We start from the raw sequence: 21,433 nt of genomic DNA on the forward strand, positions 1-21,433 counted from the left end.
GATGCTCATGACACCGAATACCTCTGCCAGCCACGCGCTGCCGCCCGACGAGAAAGTCTCCGCCTGGAGCCTGATCAAGCCCTACTGGGTCTCCGAAGAACGAAACACGGCATGGGGCCTGCTCATCGCGATCATCGTGATGAATCTGCTCGTGGTGTGGATCAACGTGCGCCTGAACCGCTGGAGCGCCGACTTCTACAACGCGCTGCAAACCAAGAACGTGCACGACTTCCCGCACCTGCTGATGGTGTTCTCGGCACTCGCGTTCGGCTTCATCATTCTCGCCGTGTACGGGCGCTATCTCCGCCAGATGCTCGGCTTCCGCTGGCGCCAGTGGCTGACCACGCGCTACCTGAACGAGTGGCTGAAAGACAGCGCGTTCTACCGGATCGAGCGCGACCGCCTCGCCGACAACCCCGACCAGCGGATCAGCGACGATCTGCAATCGTTCGCCACCAGTACCCTTTCGCTGACGCTCGACCTGCTGTCCACGGTCGTCACCCTGGTGTCGTTCATCACGATCCTGTGGTCGCTCGCCGGCGCGCTGACCATTTCGCTCGGCGGCATGCCGATCGAGATCCCCGGCTACATGGTGTGGGCCGCGGCGCTTTATGCCGTGGTCGGCTCGCTGATCATCCAGAAGGTCGGCCATCCGCTTGTGCCGATCAACTACCAGGCGCAGAAAGTCGAGGCGGATTTCCGTTTCGGTTTGATCCGTCTGCGTGAAAACGCCGAGCAGATCGCGTTCTACAACGGCATGGAGACCGAGAAGAAGAACGCGCACTCGCTGTTCGCGCGTATCCGCGACAACTGGTGGCAGGTGATGAAGTACACCAAGCGCCTCACGTTCGTGCTGAGCTTCTACGGCCAGATCGCGATCATCTTTCCGCTGGTGGTCGCCGCGCCCCGCTACTTCGCCGGCGCCTTCACGTTCGGCGTGCTGATGCAGATTTCCAGCGCATTCGGCACCGTCAGCGACTCGTTCTCCTGGTTCATCAACAGTTACGGCACGCTGGTCGAATGGCGCGCCACCGTGAACCGGTTGCGTGAATTCAAGCGTGTCGTGCACGCGCCGCGGCTGAAGGAATCGGTCTCGCCGGCTACCGCGCATGGCGGCATCAATCTGCATTTCGTCGACGAAGACAAGCTCTCCACCAACGCCCTCAAACTCGCCCTGCCCAACGGCAATCCGCTGTCGCGCATTCGCGATGTCGCGATCCGGCCGGGCTCGCGCTGGCTGGTGCGCGGCCCGTCGGGTTCGGGCAAGAGCACGCTGATGCGCGCCCTCGCCGGCTTGTGGCCGTTCGGCGACGGCTCGATCGACGCCCCGGTCAACGCGCGCATGATGTTCATCCCGCAGGTCAGCTACATGCCGATCGGCACGCTCAAGGCGGCGCTCGCCTACCCCTCCTCCGCCGACACCTACACCGACGACGAATGCCGCGAAGCACTCGTCGTCTGCCATCTGTCGGAGTACGCGGACCGCCTGCAGGAATCGGGGCACTGGACCCGCATTCTTTCGCCGGGCGAGCAACAGCGCCTTGCCGCCGCGCGCGTGCTGCTGCACAAGCCGGACTATCTGTTCCTCGACGAAGCGACCAGCGCGCTCGACGCGGAAAACGAGGCACGCCTGTATCGCCTGTTCACCGAACGGCTGCCGAAGGCGGCGATTGTCAGTGTCGCGCATCGCGAGTCGCTGGCCGCGTTCCACGACGAAACGCTCGACGTCGAGCGCTCGGACGAAGCGGTCGCGGCATGAGCAGCATGAGCCGCGTCGACGATCTGAACGAAGCGGGCAGCGCCGGATTCGAGCGCGTCGTGCTGATCACCGGCGCCGGGTCCGGCATCGGCGCCGCGCTGGCCCGGCGCATCGCCGCGCCGCGCTCGGCCTTGATGTTGCACGCACGCGGCGCCGATCACGAAGCGCGTGAACGACTCGCCCATGTCGCCGCCGATTGCAGCGCGAACGGCGCGCGCTGCGCGACGGTGTACGGCGATCTCGCCGAACGCGGCGCCGCGGAGCATGTGATCCATCAAACGCTCGCAAGCTTCGGCGCGCTCGATCAACTGGTCGCCAACGCCGGCCACGCACAGCGCCAAACGCTTGGCGGACTCGATCCGGACGCGTTCAGCGCAGCCTTCGCGGCCATGCCGGCCGCGTTCGCGGCGCTCGTCAAACGCGCAACGCCCGCGCTGGAGACGTCGAAACGCGGCCGCGTAATCGCGCTCAGCTCGTTCGTCGCACACCGCTATCGCGCGGACGCGCCGTTTGCCGCGACGGCCGCCGCGAAAGCGGCGCTCGAATCGCTGGCGAAAACCGCGGCGGCGGAACTGGCGCCGCACGGCGTGACGGTCAATTGCGTGGCGCCTGGCTACACCCGTAAAGATCGCGGCCCGAGTGCCGATAATGCAGCAGTGTGGACGCGCGCCGCCGAAGCGACGCCGCTCGGCCATGTCGCCGAACCCGCGGATATCGCCGCGCTGATTGCGTTCCTGCTCTCCGACGAGGCGCGCCACATCACCGGCCAGGTAATCCACATCGACGGCGGCCTCACGCTCGGCTGAGCGAAAGGCGCCACGCAAGCCGCACGTACCTCACAAGCGCCACACGTGCGGCACCTCGATCGCAACGCCACCGCACACCGCCACGCCAGAACGCCGCGCGCCGGCCGCCCACCCTGGCGACGCCGAACAACGCGCCGCAACATCCCGAAACACGCGAGAAGAGTTCGAAAGCATTTGCGAAGCCGGCAAGCTGTTCCGTGCTTTGAAAATGCCCTCCGGCGGCGACGATAGCCGTGCGGGCCGTACCACGTCCTGCCCCACGTCATCCACCGCTACTGGATTCTCACATGTCATTCGATCGCCGCTCCCATCCTTTGACCCAGCGTCTCGCGCTCGCTTTCGGCGCTCTGCTCGTCGCGAGCGCCGCGCATGCGGCGCAAGCGAACCAGGCCAGTCTCGCCAACGAGCCGGCCGACGTTTGCCCCGCGCTCAGGCACATCGTCGACGCCGCTGATTTCCGGCGGTTGCAGACCCAATCCGCCGCGCAACTGCCGGGCACGGAAAGCGCCGACGACTGCCGCGCCAGCACGCATGCGTACGATTGCCACTGGCGCGCGCACTGGCAAGCCGACGGTGTCGTCTCCGATCCGCTCGAAGAATTCGGCGCCGATATCGCGGCCTGCTTCCCGAATGTCGTGCATGACATCAACACACCGACGCGCCAGCATTTCATCGTGACCACCGCCGAGCGGCGCGTCAGTGTCACGGCCAGCGTGCAAGGGCAGAACGAATTGCGCCTGCGCGTCACGCGCTGAGCGTGAGCCCGATCGCCGTTACCCGCTGTGATTCCCGCCATTCACCAACCGACACCCGGCGCCGCCTCATGACCTTCATGCCGACCCCGCGCGCTGACGCTTTCACGCGAGCCCCACGGGCCGCGTGGATCGTGTTGCGGCGTCCGTGCGCGTGGCTCGCGGTCTCCGCGACGCTGGCGTTTGGGTTGAACGGCTGCGCATGGACGCTGATCCAGGCCGCCGACGCCACCGGTTCAGTCATACAGGCGGGCTACGCGATCGCCGCGAACTACTCGTCGCCGACCTTCGTCAACGGCGGGCCGGCCGACGTGCGCCACGTCTGCGTCGAAGTGAACCAGAACGTCTCGATCGGCGATTTCGTGCCGGCGCTGCAACTCGCGCTCGACCGGCGCGGCATTCGTTCGGACGTCTACAATCCGGGCACGTCGCCCGCCGGCTGCGAGGCGCGTCTCGTCTACAACGCTGCGATCGACTACGGCCGCCGCTCGTTCAGCGACGAAACAATCCAGTACCTGTCCATCATCGACCTGACGCTGATCCAGAACGGCCGCATTCTGGTCACGGCCCGCTATCAGACCGGCGGCCTGAACACCGACCGCTTCTCTTCGGCCTCGACCAAGCTCAATGGCCTGATCGCGCGAATGGTGGTGGATCGGACCGACTTCGCGCGCCAGCCGCCGCAGACCATTCAGACTTCCCAGGCGAACTAGGCGAACCAGGCGAGGCGCCCGGACCGCTTGCTTTCTCTTACATGGGAAAGGATTCGAAAGCGTGACGCGCTTTGCTCCGCGCGCACGCTTCTCTAAGATGACCTGAATGAACCCATCCATTCTTGTCGTCGACGACGACCCCGTCGTACGTGAGCTCGTCAGCGGATATCTGCAGGGACGCGGCTTCAAGGTTGACACGCTCCAAGACGGCATGGCGCTGCAGCGCCAATTGCAGCACGAGCGGCCGGCCCTGATCGTGCTCGACATCATGATGCCGGAGCTCGACGGCATCAGCGCGCTGCGCGCATTGCGCGTGGCCGGCGACGACATTCCCGTGATTCTGCTCACTGCGCGCGCCGATCCGATCGACCGCGTGATCGGCCTCGAACTCGGCGCGGACGACTATCTCGGCAAGCCCTTCGAACCGAGCGAACTGGTCGCGCGGATTCGCACCGTGCTGCGCCGTCGCGGATCCATTGCCCCGAGCGCGCCGGAACAGCGCGCGCCCTACCGCTTCGGCCGTTTCGAAGTGAATTTCCCGGCGCGCGAACTGCGCCGGGACGGCGAGCGCATTGCGTTGCGTTCGAGCGAATTCGCCATGCTCAAGATATTCGTCACCCACGCGATGACCGTGCTCACGCGTGCGCAGCTGCTGGAGAAGCTGCACGGCAATAGCGAGTTGCATCGCAATCGCAGCCTGGACGTCTCGATCTGGCGTTTGCGCCGGCTGATCGAAGTCGATCCGTCCGAGCCGCGCTACGTGCAAACCGTGTGGGGACGCGGCTACGTGTTCGTGCCGGACGGTGAAATCGGCGCAGCCGAACGCGACGCGCCGCTGGCCTGACCGTGTGGCACAAGGCGCGATGGATATCGCCTCGTGCACTTCTTATGCCACAGGAGGTATCCCGCACGCCGGCCGCTCAGAACGTCAGCACGCTCAGGAACATTCTCTGCAGCCAGCCCATTGTCGTGGCGTCGGACACCATCCCCACGCCGGCCTGTTCGATACGCGCGTTCGCCACCTTGCTCGACGCCACGTAGTTGCCCGCTTCGATATCCTTGGGATTGACGATGCCCGACAGGCGCAGCCGGTCGCGGTTGCCACTCATCGCAATCACTTTCTCGCCCGACACCACGAGATTACCGGTCGACATCGTGCCGATCACCGTGACGGCAAGCGTGCCGCTCATGCCGCTGATGTCGGTGAGACTGCCTTGTCCCTTGTAGTCAGTGCTCGCCGAGCCGATGTTGAACAATCGCGCGAGCCGCGCGGCGGCGTTGGTGGAGTGGTCGGCGGCGTCGGCGGTAATACTGCTCGAACGGCTCGCCGCCGCGGTCGCGCTGTTATTGCCGCTATACGATTCCGCGAGACGGATCGTCAATACGTCGCCGATATGTTGCGCACGCGGTGTTTCGTATAGCAGCAACGGCGCGCCGGCCTGATAGATCGCGCCCTGCGTGTTGACGTTCAACGGCGCCGAGGCGAGCGGCGGCGCCATCGGCGTATCCACGATCGAGTTTTGCCGGCTCGCGCAAGCCGCGAGGCAGGCAGCCGCTCCGACCGCGACAGTGAAATGTAGCGCAGTCATGCATGCTCCTTGTTCGAAACGGGCCTCACGGCCACACACAATGCCGCGCATCAACCCGCCTCGGCGCCGCTTGCCTGCCATTGCCGCACGACCGACTTCACCCACGCGTCCGAGCCCTTCAGCAAATAGGTGAGCGTGCCGTTGCGAGTGCCCGGCAGAAAGCACAATGTGATCGAGCTCACCGCGTTTTCCCAGACGTAAGTTGGCATCGCGCCCGCGGCCGACACGTTCTGCGTCGCCTGACGCGGTGGTCCGTAGCGGTCCGCGAGCGCGTCGCGCAAGTCCTCGGCGGTGATCTCGTCGATCACGAAAGAAATCTCGTACAGCCGCAGCGCGCTTTGCCCGTCCACGCGCGCAAAGCGCAGCACATGCTCCAGCGCGGGCGCGCCGTCCACCACCGCTTGCGACACCACCCAGCCGCTGTCCGCGCGATACGCCCAGCGGCATGCCACCGTGAGACTCTCGTGCGACTTCAGCCGCATGCCGAGCGCGCCCGCCTGCACGTCCGTCTCGCAGACCGGCACGCTGCCGGGCGGCGTGGCACGCACGGTCGAACCTGCGCGGAATTCGTCGAGCGTGATGCCGAGCGCCACACCACGGAACGCGAACGGCGCGTCTTGCGAGCGCCGCCGTGCATCGGCGGAAGGTTCTTTCGACGCGGCGCTCGCCGCACCCGTCTCACGCACGAGCGGCTGCGCTCGAACGGTCAACGGGAACACTCCGCCCAGTAAAACCAGCGCGCAGGCAATCCGTTTGAGTGTCATGATTCAGTCGATGGCGGATGAACACATGTCGAACGGCGAGGCCGCGGCATGGCCGACGACCGGAATGATTTTCAGCGTGGCCGAGGTCAGCCGGCACGGCAGCGCGGCAACGGCGCAGCCACCCAGAGGCAGTAGCGCCGCGCCGAGCGTCAACCACGCGGCAACTCGCATGAAGCAGTGAAGAATTCTCGAGGTCGACACACGGGCCCCGATACGTCAGGCTGTGGTATTGACGTGATGCCCGACCAGCCCGGCAGGTAACGAGGGCTGTGGCCAGCTGGCAGACTCCCGTGTCTGCGCGGCGGCGCTCGAACTGCTGGCGGCTGTGGACCTTTCCGCCGGCGGCGTGGGCGCCAGCGAAGAAAAGCGGGTGGAGGTGAGATTGCTGGGAACGGTCATGATGAGCCTCGCGTGGCGCTAGGTTTCGATTTCACGCCGCCTGCCGTGGGCCCAAGGCGTCAGGCTGTTTTTCAGCATGCGGCGCAACGTACTGCACGACGAATCATCTCGCCGCTCGCGCGGTGCCGATGCACGAAGGAAAGCGCGCTTTCCAGCGGTTCTTACGAGCCGTTGCGCGCCGTTGCGGCCGGTTCCAAATACGCGCAAATTCTTTCTTGGGAGGAATGTTGGGGATGCGAAGCGAATGGGAAGGCGCGGCAGCCCACATTGCCGAATATGGCCGCGCTGAATATGCCGTGAGCCTTGTGTGACGGTCGCTGCGCACGAGCCGCCAACAGCCGCGCAGCGTAGCGTAAGCATTGGTAAGAAAACAGTCGGACGCCTGTCGCACAGGCCAGTCTAAAATTTCGCCATGAATCCACAGGTCCTTATCGTCGACGACGATCCGGTCGTACGCGATCTGCTTTGCAAGTTTCTGCAATCGAACGGCTTCGATGCGTCCGTGCTCCACGACGGCACCCATCTTCAGCGCCGGCTCGAACGTGAACGGCCGTCGGTCGTCGTGCTCGACATCATGATGCCGAACACCGACGGCCTGCGCGCGCTCACCGCGCTGCGCGCCGCCGGCGACGATATTCCGGTGATCTTCGTGACGGCGCGCGGCACGGTGGCCGATCGCATTGTGGGACTCTCGCTCGGCGCGGACGACTACCTGACCAAGCCGTTCGATCCACGCGAATTGCTCGCGCGCATCCACACGGTGCTGCGCCGGCGCGGGCCGTCCACCACCAGCGCGCCGGAAGCCCGCAAGCCGTATCGCTTCGGTCCGTTCGAGCTCGACTTCGCAACCCGTTCGCTGTGCCGGGACAGTTCGAAGCTGCCGCTGCGCGACAGTGAGTTCGCGCTCCTGAAGATCTTCGTCAACAATCCGTACAAGGTGCTCTCGCGCGTGCTGATTCACGATCTCGTGCATCGCGACAATCTCGCCTTCCGCGACCGCAGCCTCGACGTGCCGATCTGGCGCCTGCGCCGCGTGATCGAAGACGATCCGTCGAACCCCTGTTATGTGCAGACGGTGCGCGGCAAAGGCTATGTGTTCGTGCCCGATGCCGACGGCACACCCTTCGCCGACGAGGCTGCTTCAAGCGCATGAAGAACCCGCTGAACACGCTGTTCGGCAGGATGGCGTTACTCTCGGCGGCGGTGTTGTTCGCGATTCAGGCCGGCTGGTTCGTGCTGGTAGTGATGCAGCCGCCGCGCCATGAAATCGACGGCTTCGCGCGCGGCATCCTGCTGGTGTTGCAGGCGATCAACGGCGAGCCGATGAAAGGCGCCGCGCTCGCGCCCGCCATGCGCGTGCATCTCGTGCCCACCTGGAACATGCCGGCGAGCGTGCACCTGCACGAGCCGGCCAATCATCCGCTGGTCGAACTGAGCCGGCATCTGCGGGAGAATCTGCCGCCCGGCACCCGGATCGCCGTCGACGACCTGCGCCCGCCGCAGTTGTGGGTGCTGTTTCCCGGCAAGTCGAACTGGGTTGTCGTGCCGGTGGACGTACCGCCGCGCCCGCGCTTCCTCATCGAATCGGTCTCTATGCTGCTCGCCGCGTTGATCCTCTCCGTGTTCGCGGCCTGGCAGATGCAGCGGCCGCTGTCGCGCGTCGCCGACGCCGCGCGCGCGTTCGGCTCGGGCGGCCGTCCGGAGCCCGTGACGGTGCAAGGCCCGCGAGAGCTGCGCGATCTGATCGGCTCGTTCAACGACATGATGCGGCGCCTGAACGAAGCCGGCGACGATCAGGCCGTGATGCTGGCCGGCGTCGCGCACGATCTGAAAGCGCCGCTCACGCGGCTGAAGTTGCGCGCGAGCGTATTGGTGGCGGAAAACGAGCGCGCCGGTCTGATTCGCGATGTCGACTCGCTGACAAACATCGTCCAGCAGTTTCTCGAATTCGCGGGCCAGTCCGCCGAAGCCGGGCCGCCAGTCGAAGTGGACGATTTCCTGCGGGAACAGTTCTCTGCCGGCGACAGCACCGAAACACCGCTCTTCACGCTCGACCTGAGCGCCGGTCCGGCGTTCACGCTACCGCGCACGCTGCTCGACCGGCTGGTCACGAACCTCGTCGATAATGCGCTCGAACATGGCGCGCCGCCCGTGGATATCGGCACCGCGCGCCATGACGGCCATTGGGTGATCAGCGTACGCGACCACGGTTCCGGCATTCCCGACGGGCGCATTGCCGCCGCCATGAAGCCGTTCGTGCGGCTCGACGCCGCGCGCGGCGGCGAAGGCCATTGCGGGCTGGGTCTCGCGATCGTCGCGCGGCTCGCGCACGATCGCGGTGGACGGTGTCACGTGCGCAATCACGCGCAGGGCGGTCTGGAAGTGCGGATCGAATTGCCCGTGGTGCCGGCGCTGACGTGACGGAAGTTGCGCGGGCACTTCTTATGGGCGCTTACGCGCCCTTACTGGATGGACTCTCGCAGGCGCGGCGGCCTTATAGTCGGCCCCGGCAACCTCGATGCCGCCCTTCTCCGTCCGCCCGCTCCCTTGGGGCGGACTTTTTTTGCCTGCGGTGAACGCAACACGCTGACGGCTGACGCTTCAAACCACGAGGCGGCTGTGCAAAGTGTCGATGGTCGCCTGCGAGACGCCGAGGCCTTGCGTCAGGTAGCTCACCATCGTGCCGTAGCTCGCCTGCACCTGGTCGAAGCCGGCCTGCAGATAATTTTCCTGAACGCTCAACAACGGCGCTTCGACCGAAGCGGCGGCGTCGCCGTCCTGCGTGCGCAGCGTCTCGGTTTGCGCCTTGATCTGCGGCGCCAGATAGACGTTGCTCAACAGATAGTCCTGAATGATCACGTCGAGCGGCACATTCGCAATGCTGAGCAGGAGCGCCGCGACCCAGCCCGCGCGATCCTTGCCCGCGCTGGAATGAAACAGTTGCGCGCCGGGAGCGTCGGCCAGATTCGTCAGGAGCGCACCGTAAGCGGCGCGCTGGGCGGCGCCGGTCACGTAGCCGCGCGCCTGCGTTTCCATGAACGCGACGGCGGCCGCCGCCGTGTCGAAAGCCGGCGCGACGAAGTCGGCGGTGCCCAGCACGTTGAGCGTCCGGGTTGTCGCGCCGCGCGGCAGGATATCGGCGGTTCGCGCGATTTCAGCCGGCGTGCGCAAATCGTAGACCGAGGCAATGCCGAGCCGGTCGATCGCGGCCTCGTCGACGGCGTCGAGCGTCAACGCGTTCGCGCGATAGAACGCGCCACGGCGCATCTGTTTGCCGTCGACGGTCGGATAGGGCGCCGCCCCCGCGAGATCGCGGAAGTTGCCGACCGAGGCAAGACGCGGCGTTGCAGGCGGATCGTCGCCGAGGTTGCCGCCGCCGCATGCGGACAGCAGCGAGCCGCCCACGCCGGAGATCAGCAGCACGCCGGCTGAGCGCTTCAGAAAGTTCCGGCGCGATGCCGCGGCCTCGCGGGTCGAAATCGGGCTTGTCCGCAGGAACATGCTCGCGGAGCGGCGCAACGGCGAGCAGGTTTTTGCGGTGGCGGACATGAGGCGTGGCTGGCGCGGACGTGAGAAGGTGAGTCGCAGCATCGGCACTGCGAGTGCAGTTTAACCACGCTCTGTATATTTTGGGTTACACGGTAGTAGTTGGTAAGGAATGGCTGCCATTTTTGACCACAACTGGCCCCACTACGCCACGCCCCGTAGAATACGAACACCCCACATTCGAGCCCACGGCAGGCCGACACGTCCTGGCGACCACAACAAAAATGCCCTCTCTCCAATGGTTTACCGAACTGACCCAGCGCGAACGCCGCACGCTGTACGCTGGCTTTGGCGGCTACGCGGTCGACGCCTTCGACTTCATGATCTACTCCTTCCTCATTCCGACGCTGATCGCGACATGGGGCATGACGAGGAGCGAAGCCGGCATGATCGCCACCAGTTCGCTGATCTCGTCGGCGGTGGGCGGCTGGCTCGCCGGCATTCTCGCCGACCGCTATGGCCGCATCCGGGTGCTGCAGTGGACCATCGCCACCTTTGCGCTCTTCACCTTTCTGTCGGGCTTCACCCACTCGTTCTGGCAACTGCTCGCCACCCGCACGCTGCAGGGCATTGGCTTCGGCGGTGAATGGTCGGTCGTGACGATCATGATGGCCGAAACCATTCGCTCGCCTCAGCACCGCGCGAAAGCCGTGGGCACCGTGCAGAGCAGCTGGTCGTTCGGCTGGGCGGCTGCGGCGATCATCTACTGGGCCTTTTTCGCGCTGCTGCCGGAGCAATATGCGTGGCGCGCCTGCTTCTGGATCGGGCTGCTGCCCGCGGCGTGGATCATCTACATTCGCCGCAACGTGAGCGATCCGGAAATCTTTCTCGAAACGCGCCGGGCCCGCGAGAACGGCTTCGACACCTCGCACTTCCTGCAGATCTTCTCCGCCGCTCACCTCAAAACCACCCTGCTCGGCAGCGCGCTGTGCACCGGCATGCTCGGCGGCTATTACGCGATCACCACCTGGTTGCCGACTTATCTCAAGACCGTGCGCCATCTGTCGGTGTTCAACACCAGCGGCTATCTGATCGTGCTGATCGTCGGTTCGTTCACGGGCTACATTGTCGGCGCGATTCTGTGCGACAGGATCGGCCGGCGCGCGTCGTTCGTGCTGTTCGCCATCGGCTCGTTCGTGCTCGGCATGTTCTACACCATGCTGCCGATCACCGACGGCATGATGCTCGCGCTCGGTTTTCCGCTCGGCATCGTGGTCCAGGGGATTTTCGCGGGCGTGGGCGCCTACCTGTCCGAACTGTATCCGAATGCGATACGCGGCTCGGGACAAGGCTTCTGCTACAACCTCGGGCGCGGGCTCGGCTCGTTCTTTCCGATTCTGGTCGGTACACTGTCGCAAACCATGACGCTGGTGAAGGCGATGGGCGTCGTGGCGGGCTCGGGCTATCTGCTCGTGATCATCGCGGCGATGTGTCTGCCTGAGACCAAGGGCAAGGTGCTCGGGACCACCCGCCCCGCTGCCTGAATCCGCTGTACATACACATGAAAACGATTGTTCTGGGCGGCGGCGTGATCGGCGTCGCCACGGCTTTTTACCTGCGCCAGCAAGGCTGCGAGGTGACCGTGATCGAGCGTGAGCCGGATGTCGCGCTCGCCACCAGTTTCGGCAACGCGGGGGTGATCGCACCAGGCTACGTGACTCCTTGGGCCGCGCCCGGGATGCCGGCCAAGATTCTCAAATACCTGTTCAAACCGGCCTCGCCGCTCATTTTCCGCCCAACTCTCGATCCCGCTCAATGGCGCTGGATCGCGCACTGGCTGCGCGAATGCGATCTCGAACGGTTTCGCGTCAACAAGCAGCGCATGCAGCGCATTGCTTACTACAGCCGCGAGTGCCTGCGCGAATTCCGCGGCCGCCATCCGTTCGACTATGGCCGCAGCCAGGGCTATCTGCAGCTGTTCCGCAGCGAGTACGACGTCGAACTCGCGCAGCCGGCGCTTGCGGTGCTGCGCGAGGCCGGCATCGCGCACCGGGAAGTCAGCGCGGCGCAGTGTGCCGAAATCGAGCCGGGCTTGCGCTGGGCGCGTCAGACGCCGCTTTCAGGCCTCTATCTGCCCGACGACGAAGCCGGCGATTGTGCCCGCTTCACCCGCGAACTGCGCGCGATCTGCGAGCGCAACGGCGTGCGTTTCCGTTTCGACACGCGGGTGAGCTCGCTCGACGTGGAAGGCGGTGCGGTGCGCGCGGTGCGTATCGAGAGCGAACGCGGCGCCGGGAGGTTGCACGCGGATGCCGTGGTGGTGGCGCTGGGCGTCGACAGTGATTCGCTGCTTGCGCGGCTCGGCGTGAAGGTGCCGCTTTACCCCGTGAAAGGCTATTCGGCGACACTGCCCATCACCGATGAAGAAAAAGCCCCGCGCGCCGCGTTGATGGATGAGTCGTTGAAGACGGCGATCACGCGCTTTGGCAACAACCTGCGGGTGGCCGGCACCGCAGAACTCGGCAATCGCCAGAGCACGTTGCGCGAACAGGCGCTGCAAACGCTGATGAAAGTGCTCGGCGACTGGTTCCCGCATGCGGCCAATCCCACGTCCGCGCATTTCTGGGTGGGTCGCCGTCCGATGACGCCGGATGGCGCGCCGCTGCTCGGTCCGTCAGGTGTGGAGAAACTGTGGTTGAACCTTGGACACGGCTCGACGGGCTGGGCGATGTCGATGGGGTCGGGTCGCGTGGTCGCGGACCTGATTACGGGCCGCAAGCCGGAGATCGATCTGGATGGACTGACGCTGGCGCGGTATCGCAACTGACGTTGGCGGCGCGGGCACATGCTGCACTATGGCTACACGATGTCGGACCTGGTGGAATGGGCTCAGCACAAGCTGCATTTGCCAGGCAGTCTGCTTCGATCCATTCAAAGATAGTCCACCGTTCGACATATGCTGGAGAGGGTTGGCCTGCTCTCTGGAAATACGACCGAAAGCAACTTGCCAAACTGCCAGCAAACCAGAGGGACGTAAGCTGCCGCACTACTCTGGGTCGGGCAGGTCGAGTGTGCTTTGCTTTGGCTTCAGTGGGATATCTCTAACTCGACACACGGCTATACCCAAACGGGTCGCCTCAGCGATCAGGTCTGAGTCCTCTGTGTAGATCGCCGTAACCTGAAGCACGCGCGCGATAGCCAGGATCTGACGATCTACCTTGATTTTCTGCCAATGAGATTTGGAAGCGCCTTTCTTTCCACCTTTCGCGCGCGTCACCTCGTCGATGGCCGCGAGTTCCGTCGCCGCAATCTCGTCGAATGGAAGGATTCTGATTGCACTGCGCTTCTTGAGCGCCTGGATTACGCTGGACGTTCCCAATCCCGTACCACAGAGAAATTCGGCCCATGCTGGAGCCGGAACGCCAATAACTGTTTTCGCTGCAACGATATCTTGAATTAGTCCGGAAAGGCGTTCGAACGTCTCGTCGTTTTCGTCCCCGGTGGACAATGAGATAAGTACGTTTGCATCAAAAATTATCATCCAGGCCCCGGAGTTTTTTCCACGCTCCCAGCGGATCTTCGACATCCGCCCAACCATTGTTCTTGACGTTGCGCAACGCCGTTACGACATCATCAAAACCCGCATTGTCCAAAACCTCAAAAGACTGGATCAAAAGCGACTCAAGGGCCCACACGCCGCTGCTCGTACGGCTCCACTTTCCATTGCCCGACACGCGTAGCGTTTCCCCCAGGAAGTAACGCGACAGTTCCTTGGCTTGTGCGCGACCGCGTATCTCGCAGGTGAATACCGCGCCCTCTTGATCCTGAATCGCCACGGGTATGGTGTCGTCGCGCCCGCCAATCCTGATCACAACTCCGTCGATCGTAGTGGGTTGATAAATCGTAATGGGATCGACAATCGGCAGCTTACGACCAGGAAACTCGAGGAGCTTTGCCTTACCGCTTCGCGTGATGGTTCCGACTGCGTTGTCGGCCCTCAATAACCGGTCGATCGAGCGAAATGCTTTTTGAACTTCCGGGTCGGGATCTCCCATTCGCACACTTTGCAAACGCTGGACAACCTTCGGAAAAGCTGGGTCCTCAACCCTTACCTGCACAATCGCACTACCCTTGCGCAACTTCTCGAAATGAACGGAATCGTCGTTCCCGTACAAGATAGCCAGGTGCGCGAGATATTGCGCCAGCCTGGCCATAGGCAGCGTCTCGGGCGTAAAGCTGTCGATTCTGAAGTTGAGGCGTTCCCGGGTATCCATGTTTGTCTCGAACTACGAAGATGGGCCGAGCCCTGCTGATAAAGAATCTTAGCAGGGCGGTCAACACATAGCCTACCCCTTTGGTGGCATTTCAGCACGAACACACAAAAGTTATGATCAAGATAGGAGCCGTTAGAGGACACTTCTCAATCTGCGAGAGGGTCGCCGTACTGTCCAGTTTGTCATCCGTCTTCTTTTAAAGTGTGAGGTGCGAACGTGTGTCCGGGTTTCACTCAGATTGAAAAATAGTCTGACAATCGGGCCTGACTAGCCACGATGATGGCATTGGCAATCCGAGAACCTCACGACAAACAGGTGCGAACTGGTGAGGGTCACTCGCGCTGACTAAAAAACCGGGTCACCCTCGCGGGTGCCCGGCCTTATTTTTTCACCGCTCGATGTGCCGCTCACGTAGCACGTCTGTCGTCTCCACCTCTTCCTGCAAGCAGTAGCCGGCTTTCGCGCCAAAGCGCGAAGCCGGCCGGAGACGTTTAGCGCGGCAGTTCCGAATGACCCATCAGGAACGCGTCGACGGAACGCGCGCACTGGCGGCCTTCGCGAATCGCCCACACCACCAGCGACTGGCCGCGACGCATGTCGCCCGCGGTGAACACTTTGTCCACCGACGTGTAATACGCCTTGTCGCCTTCGGTCGACGAACGCACGTTGCCGCGCGCATCCTTGTCGACGCCGAACGCTTCGAGCACCGGCGAGACCGGCTGCGTGAAACCCATCGCGAGCAGCACCAGATCGGCCTTCATTTCGAATTCGGAGCCCGGCACTTCCTGCATCTTGCCGTCCTTCCATTCGACGCGCGCCGCGATCAGCTTCTCGACCTTGCCGTTCTTGCCTTCGAGGCGCTTGGTCGCGACCGCCCAGTCACGCGAGCAGCCTTCGTCATGCGACGACGACGTGCGCAGCTTGATCGGCCAGTACGGCCACACAAGCGGCTTGTTCTCTTCTTCCGGCGGTTGCGGCAGCAGTTCGAATTGCGTGACGCTCTTCGCGCCATGACGATTCGAGGTGCCCACGCAGTCCGAACCCGTATCGCCGCCGCCGATCACGACCACATGCTTGCCCTTCGCGAGCAGCTGGTTCGCGACCTTGTCGCCGGCATTGACCTTGTTCTGTTGCGGCAGGAATTCCATCGCGTAGTGGATGCCTTCCAGCTCGCGGCCCGGCACCGGCAGATCGCGCGGCGTTTCCGAACCGCCCGCGATCACCACTGCGTCGAACTCTTCCTTCAACTGATCCGGCGTGATGGTTTCCTTCGCCGTGTTGCCGATATGCGCCGGCAGCGAATCCGCCTTGCCGATGAACACGTTGGCGCGGAACGTCACGCCTTCGGCTTCCATCTGGCGCATGCGGCGATCGATCAGCCACTTCTCGAGCTTGAAGTCGGGAATGCCGTAACGCAGCAAGCCGCCGATGCGGTCGTTCTTCTCGAACACGGTGACATCGTGCCCCGCGCGCGCGAGTTGCTGCGCGACAGCCAAACCAGCGGGGCCGGATCCGACCACGGCGACCTTCTTGCCGGTCTTGTGCTTCGGCGGCAGCGGCGCGACCCAGCCTTCGGTCCATGCCTTGTCGATGATCGCGTGTTCGATCGACTTGATGCCGACCGGGTCATTGTTGATGCCGAGCGTGCACGCCGCTTCGCACGGCGCCGGGCAGATGCGGCCCGTGAACTCGGGGAAGTTGTTGGTGGAGTGCAGCACTTCGATCGCGTTCTTCCAGTCCTGATGAAACACCAGGTCGTTGAAGTCCGGGATGATGTTGTTCACCGGGCAGCCGTTGTTGCAGAACGGAATGCCGCAGTCCATGCAACGTGCGCCTTGAATCTTCGCTTCCTCGTCGCTCAGTGCGGCGACGAATTCCTTGTAGTGCTTCACACGCGTGAGCGGAGCTTCGTACGCCTCGTGGCGGCGTTCGAACTCGAGAAAACCGGTTGCCTTGCCCATGTGGTTCTCTTCTCTATCTAATCAGGTGGGGTGATCTACACCCACCGCGTGCGACCGATCAACGGCGCCACGCGGCGGGTACGGCTTGGTTGTGACGTCTTTGGCTTAGGGCCGGTCAAGCGGCGAGCACTTCCTTGTTCGCCTTCTTCGCGGCCATTTCGCCCAGCGCGCGCTTGTATTCGGTCGGGAACACCTTCACGAACTGACGGCGCGACGCGTCCCAGTTTTCGAGCAGCGCTTTTGCACGCGGCGAGCCCGTGAACTGGAAGTGACGCTCGATGAGTCCCTTGAGCAGCGCTTCGTCGGTCGTGCCGGTGTGCCACAGGCCCTTGTCGACCGTGCGTTCCTGTTCGGCCTGTTGCAGGACCGGATCGAGCGCGACCATCGACTTGTTGCACTTGCCCGCGAACGTGTTGTCCGGATCGAACACGTAGGCGACGCCACCCGACATGCCGGCCGCGAAGTTACGGCCCGTTTCGCCGAGCACGACCACCGTGCCGCCCGTCATGTATTCGCAGCCGTGGTCGCCCGTGCCTTCGACAACCGCCGTCGCGCCCGAGTTACGCACGCAGAAACGCTCGCCCGCCACGCCGCGGAAGAACGCTTCGCCTTCGATCGCGCCATACATCACCGTATTGCCGCAGATGATGTTCTCTTCCGACTTGCCGCGGAAATCGTTGGTCGGACGGATGATGATGCGGCCGCCCGACAGGCCCTTGCCGACGTAGTCGTTACCGTCGCCGACCAGATCCAGCGTGACGCCCTTCGCGAGGAACGCGCCGAAGCTCTGACCCGCGGTGCCCTTCAGCTGGATGTGAATTGTGTCGTCGGGCAGGCCGTCGTGGCCGTACTTCTTCGCGATCGTGCCGGACAGCATGGCGCCGACCGTACGGTTCACGTTACGCACCGGCTGGATGAACGAGACGTGCTCGCCCTTCTCGATCGCGGCCTTCGCCTTCTCGATCAGCGTGTGGTCGAGTGCCTTGTCCAGACCGTGGTCCTGCACGTCGACATGCTTGCGCGCCACTTCAGCCGACACTTGCGGCAGATAGAACACGCGCGAGAAGTCGAGACCCTTCGCCTTCCAGTGCTCGATGCCCTTCTTCGTGTCGAGCAGTTCGGCGTGGCCGATCAGGTCCTCGAACTTGCGGATGCCCAGTTGCGCCATGATTTCGCGGGCTTCTTCCGCAACGAAGAAGAAGAAGTTCACGACGTGTTCCGGCTGGCCCTGGAACTTCGCGCGCAGCACCGGATCTTGCGTCGCGACGCCGACCGGGCAGGTGTTCAGGTGGCACTTGCGCATCATGATGCAGCCTTCGACCACGAGCGGCGCCGTCGCGAAACCGAACTCGTCCGCGCCGAGCAGCGCGCCGATCACGACGTCGCGGCCGGTCTTCATCTGACCGTCGGCCTGCACGCGGATACGGCCGCGCAACTGGTTCAGCACCAGCGTTTGCTGCGTTTCGGCCAGACCCAGTTCCCACGGCGTGCCGGCATGCTTCACCGACGACAGCGGCGACGCGCCCGTGCCGCCATCATGGCCGGCGATCACGACGTGATCGGCCTTGGCCTTCGCAACACCCGCGGCAACCGTACCGACGCCCGATTCCGACACCAGCTTCACCGAGACGCTGGCTGCCGAGTTGGCGTTCTTCAGGTCGTGAATCAGCTGCGCCAGATCTTCGATCGAGTAGATGTCATGGTGCGGCGGCGGCGAAATCAGCCCGACGCCCGGCACCGAGTAACGCAGCTTGCCGATGTATTCCGACACCTTGTGGCCCGGCAACTGACCGCCTTCGCCCGGTTTCGCGCCTTGCGCCATCTTGATCTGGATCTGATCAGCGGAGGCGAGGTATTCCGCCGTCACGCCGAAACGGCCCGACGCCACCTGCTTGATCTTCGAGCGCAGCGAATCGCCATCCTTCAGCGGAATGTCGACGATCACTTCGTCGCCGATCACGGACTTCATCGTGTCGCCGTTCCTGATCGGAATGCCGCGCAATTCGTTGCGGTAACGGTTCACGTCCTCGCCGCCTTCGCCCGTGTTCGACTTGCCGCCGATCCGGTTCATGGCGATAGCCAGCGTGGCGTGCGCTTCCGTGCTGATCGAGCCGAGCGACATCGCGCCGGTGGCGAAACGCTTGACGATTTCCTTCGCCGGTTCGACTTCGTCGAGCGGGATGGCCCTGGTCGGATCGAACTTGAATTCGAACAGGCCGCGGAACGTCATGTGACGCCTGGTCTGATCGTTGATCAGATGCGCGTATTCCTTGTACGTCTGGTACGAGTTGCTGCGTGCCGAGTGCTGCAGCTTGGCGATCGCATCCGGCGTCCACATGTGTTCTTCGCCGCGCACGCGGTACGCGTATTCACCGCCGGCGTCGAGCATGTTGGCGAGGACCGGGTTGTCGCCGAACGCGTCGCGATGCAGACGGATCGCTTCTTCCGCCACGTCGAACAGGCCGATGCCGCCCACCTTCGACGATGTGCCCTTGAAGTACTTCTGCACCAGATCTTCAGCAAGGCCAACGGCTTCGAAAATCTGCGCGCCCGTGTACGACATGTAGGTCGAAATGCCCATCTTGGACATGACCTTCTGCAGACCCTTGCCGACCGCCTTGGTGAAGTTGTAGACCGCCTTCTCCGGCGACAGGTCACCCTTCAGGCCCGCTGCGAGCTGACCGAGCGTTTCCATTGCGAGGTATGGGTGCACGGCTTCCGCGCCGTAGCCCGCGAGCAGCGCGAAGTGGTGCGTTTCACGCGCCGAGCCGGTTTCGACGACCAGACCCGTGCTCGTGCGCAGACCTTGCTGCACGAGGTGCGTGTGGATCGCGGCAGTGGCCAGCAGCGCCGGAATTGCGACGTTGTCGCGGTCGGTCTTGCGGTCCGACACGATCAGCATGTTGTAGCCGGACTTCACCGCATCCACGGCTTCCGCGCACAGCGAGGCAAGGCGCGCTTCGATGCCTTCCTTGCCCCATGCCACCGGATAGCAGATGTTCAGTTCATACGAACTGAACTTGCCGCCCGTGTACTGATCGATCGCGCGGATCTTTGCGATGTCCTTGAAGTCGAGCACCGGCTGCGACACTTCGAGGCGCATCGGCGGGTTGATGTTGTTCGTGTCGAGCAGGTTCGGTTTCGGACCGACGAACGACACCAGCGACATCACCATGTTTTCACGGATCGGGTCGATCGGCGGGTTCGTCACTTGCGCGAACAGCTGCTTGAAGTAGTGATACAGCGTCTTGTTCTTGTTGGACATGACCGCCAGCGGCGAGTCGTTGCCCATCGAGCCGACCGCTTCTTCGCCGGCTTGCGCCATTGGTGCCATCAGGAACTTGAGGTCTTCCTGCGTGTAGCCGAACGCCTGCTGGCGATCGAGCAAAGCAGCGGCTTCGCGGCGTTCCGTGGCCACGTCTTCGGCCTTCGCCTCGATTTCGTCGAGCTTGATACGCACGGCGTCGATCCAACTCTTGTACGGCTTGGCGTTCGCGAGGTTGTCCTTCAGTTCCTTGTCGTCGATGATGCGGCCGTGCTCCATGTCGATCAGGAACATCTTGCCCGGCTGCAGACGCCACTTCTTGACGATCTTCGACTCGGGGATAGGCAGCGTGCCGGCTTCCGACGCCATGATGACGAGGTCGTCGTCCGTGACGATGTAGCGCGCCGGACGCAGGCCGTTACGGTCGAGCGTGGCGCCGATCTGACGGCCGTCGGTAAAGGCGATTGCAGCGGGGCCGTCCCACGGCTCCATCATCGCGGCGTGGTACTCGTAGAACGCGCGGCGGTTGTCGTCCATCAGCGTGTGCTGCTCCCAGGCTTCCGGGATCATCATCATCATGGCGTGGACGAGCGGGTAGCCGGCCATTACCAGCAGTTCGAGACAGTTGTCGAACGACGCTGTATCGGATTGGCCCGGATAGATGAGCGGCCAGAGCTTCGGCAGATCGTCGCCGAGCACGTGCGACGCGATGGCGCCGGTACGGGCGTTCAGCCAGTTGACGTTGCCCTTCACCGTGTTGATTTCGCCGTTGTGGGCGATCATGCGGTACGGGTGAGCCAGCTCCCATGCCGGAAACGTGTTGGTCGAGAAGCGTTGATGCACCAGCGCCAGTGCCGACACCGTGCGCTCGTCCTGCAGGTCGCGGTAATACACGCCAACCTGGCCGGCGAGCAGCAGCCCCTTGTAGACAACCGTGCGCGCCGAGCACGACGGCACGAAGTATTCCTTGCCGTGTTTGAGCTTGAGCGCCTGGATGCGGTGGCTCGCGGTCTTGCGGATCACGTACAGCTTCCGCTCGAGCGCGTCCGTCACCATGATGTCCTTGCCGCGGCCGATGAAGATCTGGCGGATCAGCGGCTCGCTCGCCTTGACGGTGGGCGAAATCGGCATGGTGTGGTCGACCGGCACGTCGCGCCAGCCGAGCACCACCTGGCCTTCGGCCTTCACCGTGCGCTCCAGCTCCTGTTCACAGGCGAGACGCGACGCGTGCTCCTTCGGCAGGAAGACCATGCCGACGCCGTATTCGCCGTGCGGCGGCAGTACCACGCCCTGCTTCGCCATTTCCTCACGGTAGAAGCCGTCCGGAATCTGGATCAGGATGCCCGCGCCGTCGCCCATCAGCGGATCGGCGCCGACGGCGCCCCGGTGGTCGAGGTTCTCGAGAATCTTCAGACCCTGCTCGATGATCTCGTGGCTTTTCTTGCCCTTGATGTGAGCGACAAAGCCGACGCCGCAGGCGTCGTGCTCGTTTTGCGGGTCGTACAGACCTTGCGCGGCGGGAACCGGGTGGATCGGTTGCTGGTGGTCGTTCATGGGGACACCGTCTGTGAGGGGCCGGACAGGCCGTTAAACCATTTTTCTATTGCCGCAGTGCGATTCGTAACCGCGTTCGCAACACGACGGCGCGCTCAACGCTCGATGCTA

18 protein-coding genes are annotated in these 21,433 nt (G+C 63.8%); 10 read left to right on the top strand and 8 right to left on the bottom strand.

From position 1 onward, the window contains the following. Positions 1 to 7 precede the first annotated feature (7 nt). The 5 genes from BXE_RS19990 (at position 8) to BXE_RS20010 (ending at position 4,874) form a co-directional block, all read left to right on the top strand. On the top strand, positions 8 to 1,759 hold the full coding sequence (locus tag BXE_RS19990; RefSeq protein ID WP_038457270.1) for an ABC transporter ATP-binding protein/permease: 1,752 nt from the start codon (positions 8 to 10) through the stop codon (positions 1,757 to 1,759). Continuing rightward, on the top strand, positions 1,756 to 2,565 hold the full coding sequence (locus BXE_RS19995) for an SDR family NAD(P)-dependent oxidoreductase (RefSeq protein ID WP_011490010.1): 810 nt from the start codon (positions 1,756 to 1,758) through the stop codon (positions 2,563 to 2,565). The genes BXE_RS19990 and BXE_RS19995 overlap by 4 nt, the downstream gene beginning before the upstream one ends. A 287-nt stretch (positions 2,566 to 2,852) precedes the next feature. Next, positions 2,853 to 3,320: a hypothetical protein gene (locus BXE_RS20000; RefSeq protein ID WP_011490011.1), complete on the top strand. Its 468-nt coding sequence runs from the start codon at positions 2,853 to 2,855 to the stop codon at positions 3,318 to 3,320. 68 nt (positions 3,321 to 3,388) lie between these two features. After that, a complete protein-coding gene (locus BXE_RS20005) occupies positions 3,389 to 4,030 on the top strand; it encodes a hypothetical protein (protein WP_011490012.1) in 642 nt (213 codons plus the stop codon). Positions 4,031 to 4,136: 106 nt separating this feature from the next. Then, positions 4,137 to 4,874 (top strand): response regulator, encoded by a 738-nt coding sequence (locus BXE_RS20010; RefSeq protein ID WP_011490013.1) that lies wholly within the window; start codon positions 4,137 to 4,139, stop codon positions 4,872 to 4,874. Positions 4,875 to 4,950: 76 nt separating this feature from the next. Here BXE_RS20010 and BXE_RS20015 read toward each other — a convergent pair whose 3' ends face one another. The 3 genes from BXE_RS20015 to BXE_RS45925 are packed head-to-tail and all read right to left on the bottom strand — an operon-like array spanning position 4,951 to position 6,554. Beyond that, on the bottom strand, positions 4,951 to 5,619 hold the full coding sequence (locus BXE_RS20015; RefSeq protein WP_038457268.1) for a flagellar basal body L-ring protein FlgH: 669 nt from the start codon (positions 5,617 to 5,619) through the stop codon (positions 4,951 to 4,953). A gap of 50 nt (positions 5,620 to 5,669) precedes the next feature. Further along, a complete protein-coding gene (locus BXE_RS20020; protein WP_011490015.1) occupies positions 5,670 to 6,383 on the bottom strand; it encodes a hypothetical protein in 714 nt (237 codons plus the stop codon). Between the two features lie 3 nt (positions 6,384 to 6,386). After that, entirely contained in the window at positions 6,387 to 6,554 is a 168-nt protein-coding gene (locus tag BXE_RS45925; protein WP_216668815.1) for a DUF6726 family protein, read from the bottom strand. Positions 6,555 to 6,794: 240 nt separating this feature from the next. On the opposite strand from BXE_RS45925, the gene BXE_RS47275 reads away from it, so the two are divergent. The 3 genes from BXE_RS47275 (at position 6,795) to BXE_RS20035 (ending at position 9,203) form a co-directional block, all read left to right on the top strand. After that, positions 6,795 to 7,082 carry a hypothetical protein gene (locus BXE_RS47275; RefSeq protein WP_011490017.1) on the top strand — a complete coding sequence of 96 codons (288 nt, stop codon included), beginning with the start codon at positions 6,795 to 6,797 and terminating at the stop codon, positions 7,080 to 7,082. 112 nt (positions 7,083 to 7,194) lie between these two features. After that, positions 7,195 to 7,935 carry a response regulator gene (locus tag BXE_RS20030; RefSeq protein WP_011490018.1) on the top strand — a complete coding sequence of 247 codons (741 nt, stop codon included), beginning with the start codon at positions 7,195 to 7,197 and terminating at the stop codon, positions 7,933 to 7,935. Then, the gene (locus tag BXE_RS20035; protein WP_011490019.1) at positions 7,932 to 9,203 is read left to right on the top strand and encodes an ATP-binding protein; all 1,272 of its coding nucleotides are present in this window, start codon (positions 7,932 to 7,934) and stop codon (positions 9,201 to 9,203) included. Before BXE_RS20030 ends, BXE_RS20035 begins: the two co-directional genes overlap by 4 nt. 180 nt (positions 9,204 to 9,383) lie before the next feature. On the opposite strand, the gene BXE_RS20040 is transcribed toward BXE_RS20035, so the two are convergent. Next, a complete protein-coding gene (locus BXE_RS20040; protein ID WP_038458495.1) occupies positions 9,384 to 10,331 on the bottom strand; it encodes a tyrosine-protein phosphatase in 948 nt (315 codons plus the stop codon). 221 nt (positions 10,332 to 10,552) lie between these two features. On the opposite strand from BXE_RS20040, the gene BXE_RS20045 reads away from it, so the two are divergent. Both BXE_RS20045 and BXE_RS20050 read left to right on the top strand, forming a co-directional pair. Then, a complete protein-coding gene (locus BXE_RS20045) occupies positions 10,553 to 11,812 on the top strand; it encodes an MFS transporter (protein ID WP_011490021.1) in 1,260 nt (419 codons plus the stop codon). Positions 11,813 to 11,829: 17 nt separating this feature from the next. Beyond that, positions 11,830 to 13,095, top strand: coding sequence for a D-amino acid dehydrogenase (locus BXE_RS20050; protein WP_011490022.1), 1,266 nt, complete (start codon positions 11,830 to 11,832; stop codon positions 13,093 to 13,095). 219 nt (positions 13,096 to 13,314) lie between these two features. On the opposite strand, the gene BXE_RS20055 is transcribed toward BXE_RS20050, so the two are convergent. The 4 genes from BXE_RS20055 to BXE_RS20070 form a co-directional block, all read right to left on the bottom strand. After that, complete coding sequence (locus BXE_RS20055) at positions 13,315 to 13,809, bottom strand: type II toxin-antitoxin system VapC family toxin (protein ID WP_011490023.1); 495 nt, start codon at positions 13,807 to 13,809, stop codon at positions 13,315 to 13,317. Then, positions 13,796 to 14,542: a hypothetical protein gene (locus tag BXE_RS20060; protein ID WP_011490024.1), complete on the bottom strand. Its 747-nt coding sequence runs from the start codon at positions 14,540 to 14,542 to the stop codon at positions 13,796 to 13,798. The genes BXE_RS20055 and BXE_RS20060 overlap by 14 nt, the downstream gene beginning before the upstream one ends. 491 nt (positions 14,543 to 15,033) lie before the next feature. Beyond that, positions 15,034 to 16,503, bottom strand: coding sequence for a glutamate synthase subunit beta (locus tag BXE_RS20065; RefSeq protein ID WP_011490025.1), 1,470 nt, complete (start codon positions 16,501 to 16,503; stop codon positions 15,034 to 15,036). A gap of 115 nt (positions 16,504 to 16,618) precedes the next feature. Then, the gene (locus BXE_RS20070) at positions 16,619 to 21,322 is read right to left on the bottom strand and encodes a glutamate synthase-related protein (protein ID WP_011490026.1); all 4,704 of its coding nucleotides are present in this window, start codon (positions 21,320 to 21,322) and stop codon (positions 16,619 to 16,621) included. Positions 21,323 to 21,433 lie beyond the last annotated feature (111 nt).

The organism is Paraburkholderia xenovorans LB400, from assembly GCF_000013645.1.
Lineage (GTDB): Bacteria > Pseudomonadota > Gammaproteobacteria > Burkholderiales > Burkholderiaceae > Paraburkholderia > Paraburkholderia xenovorans.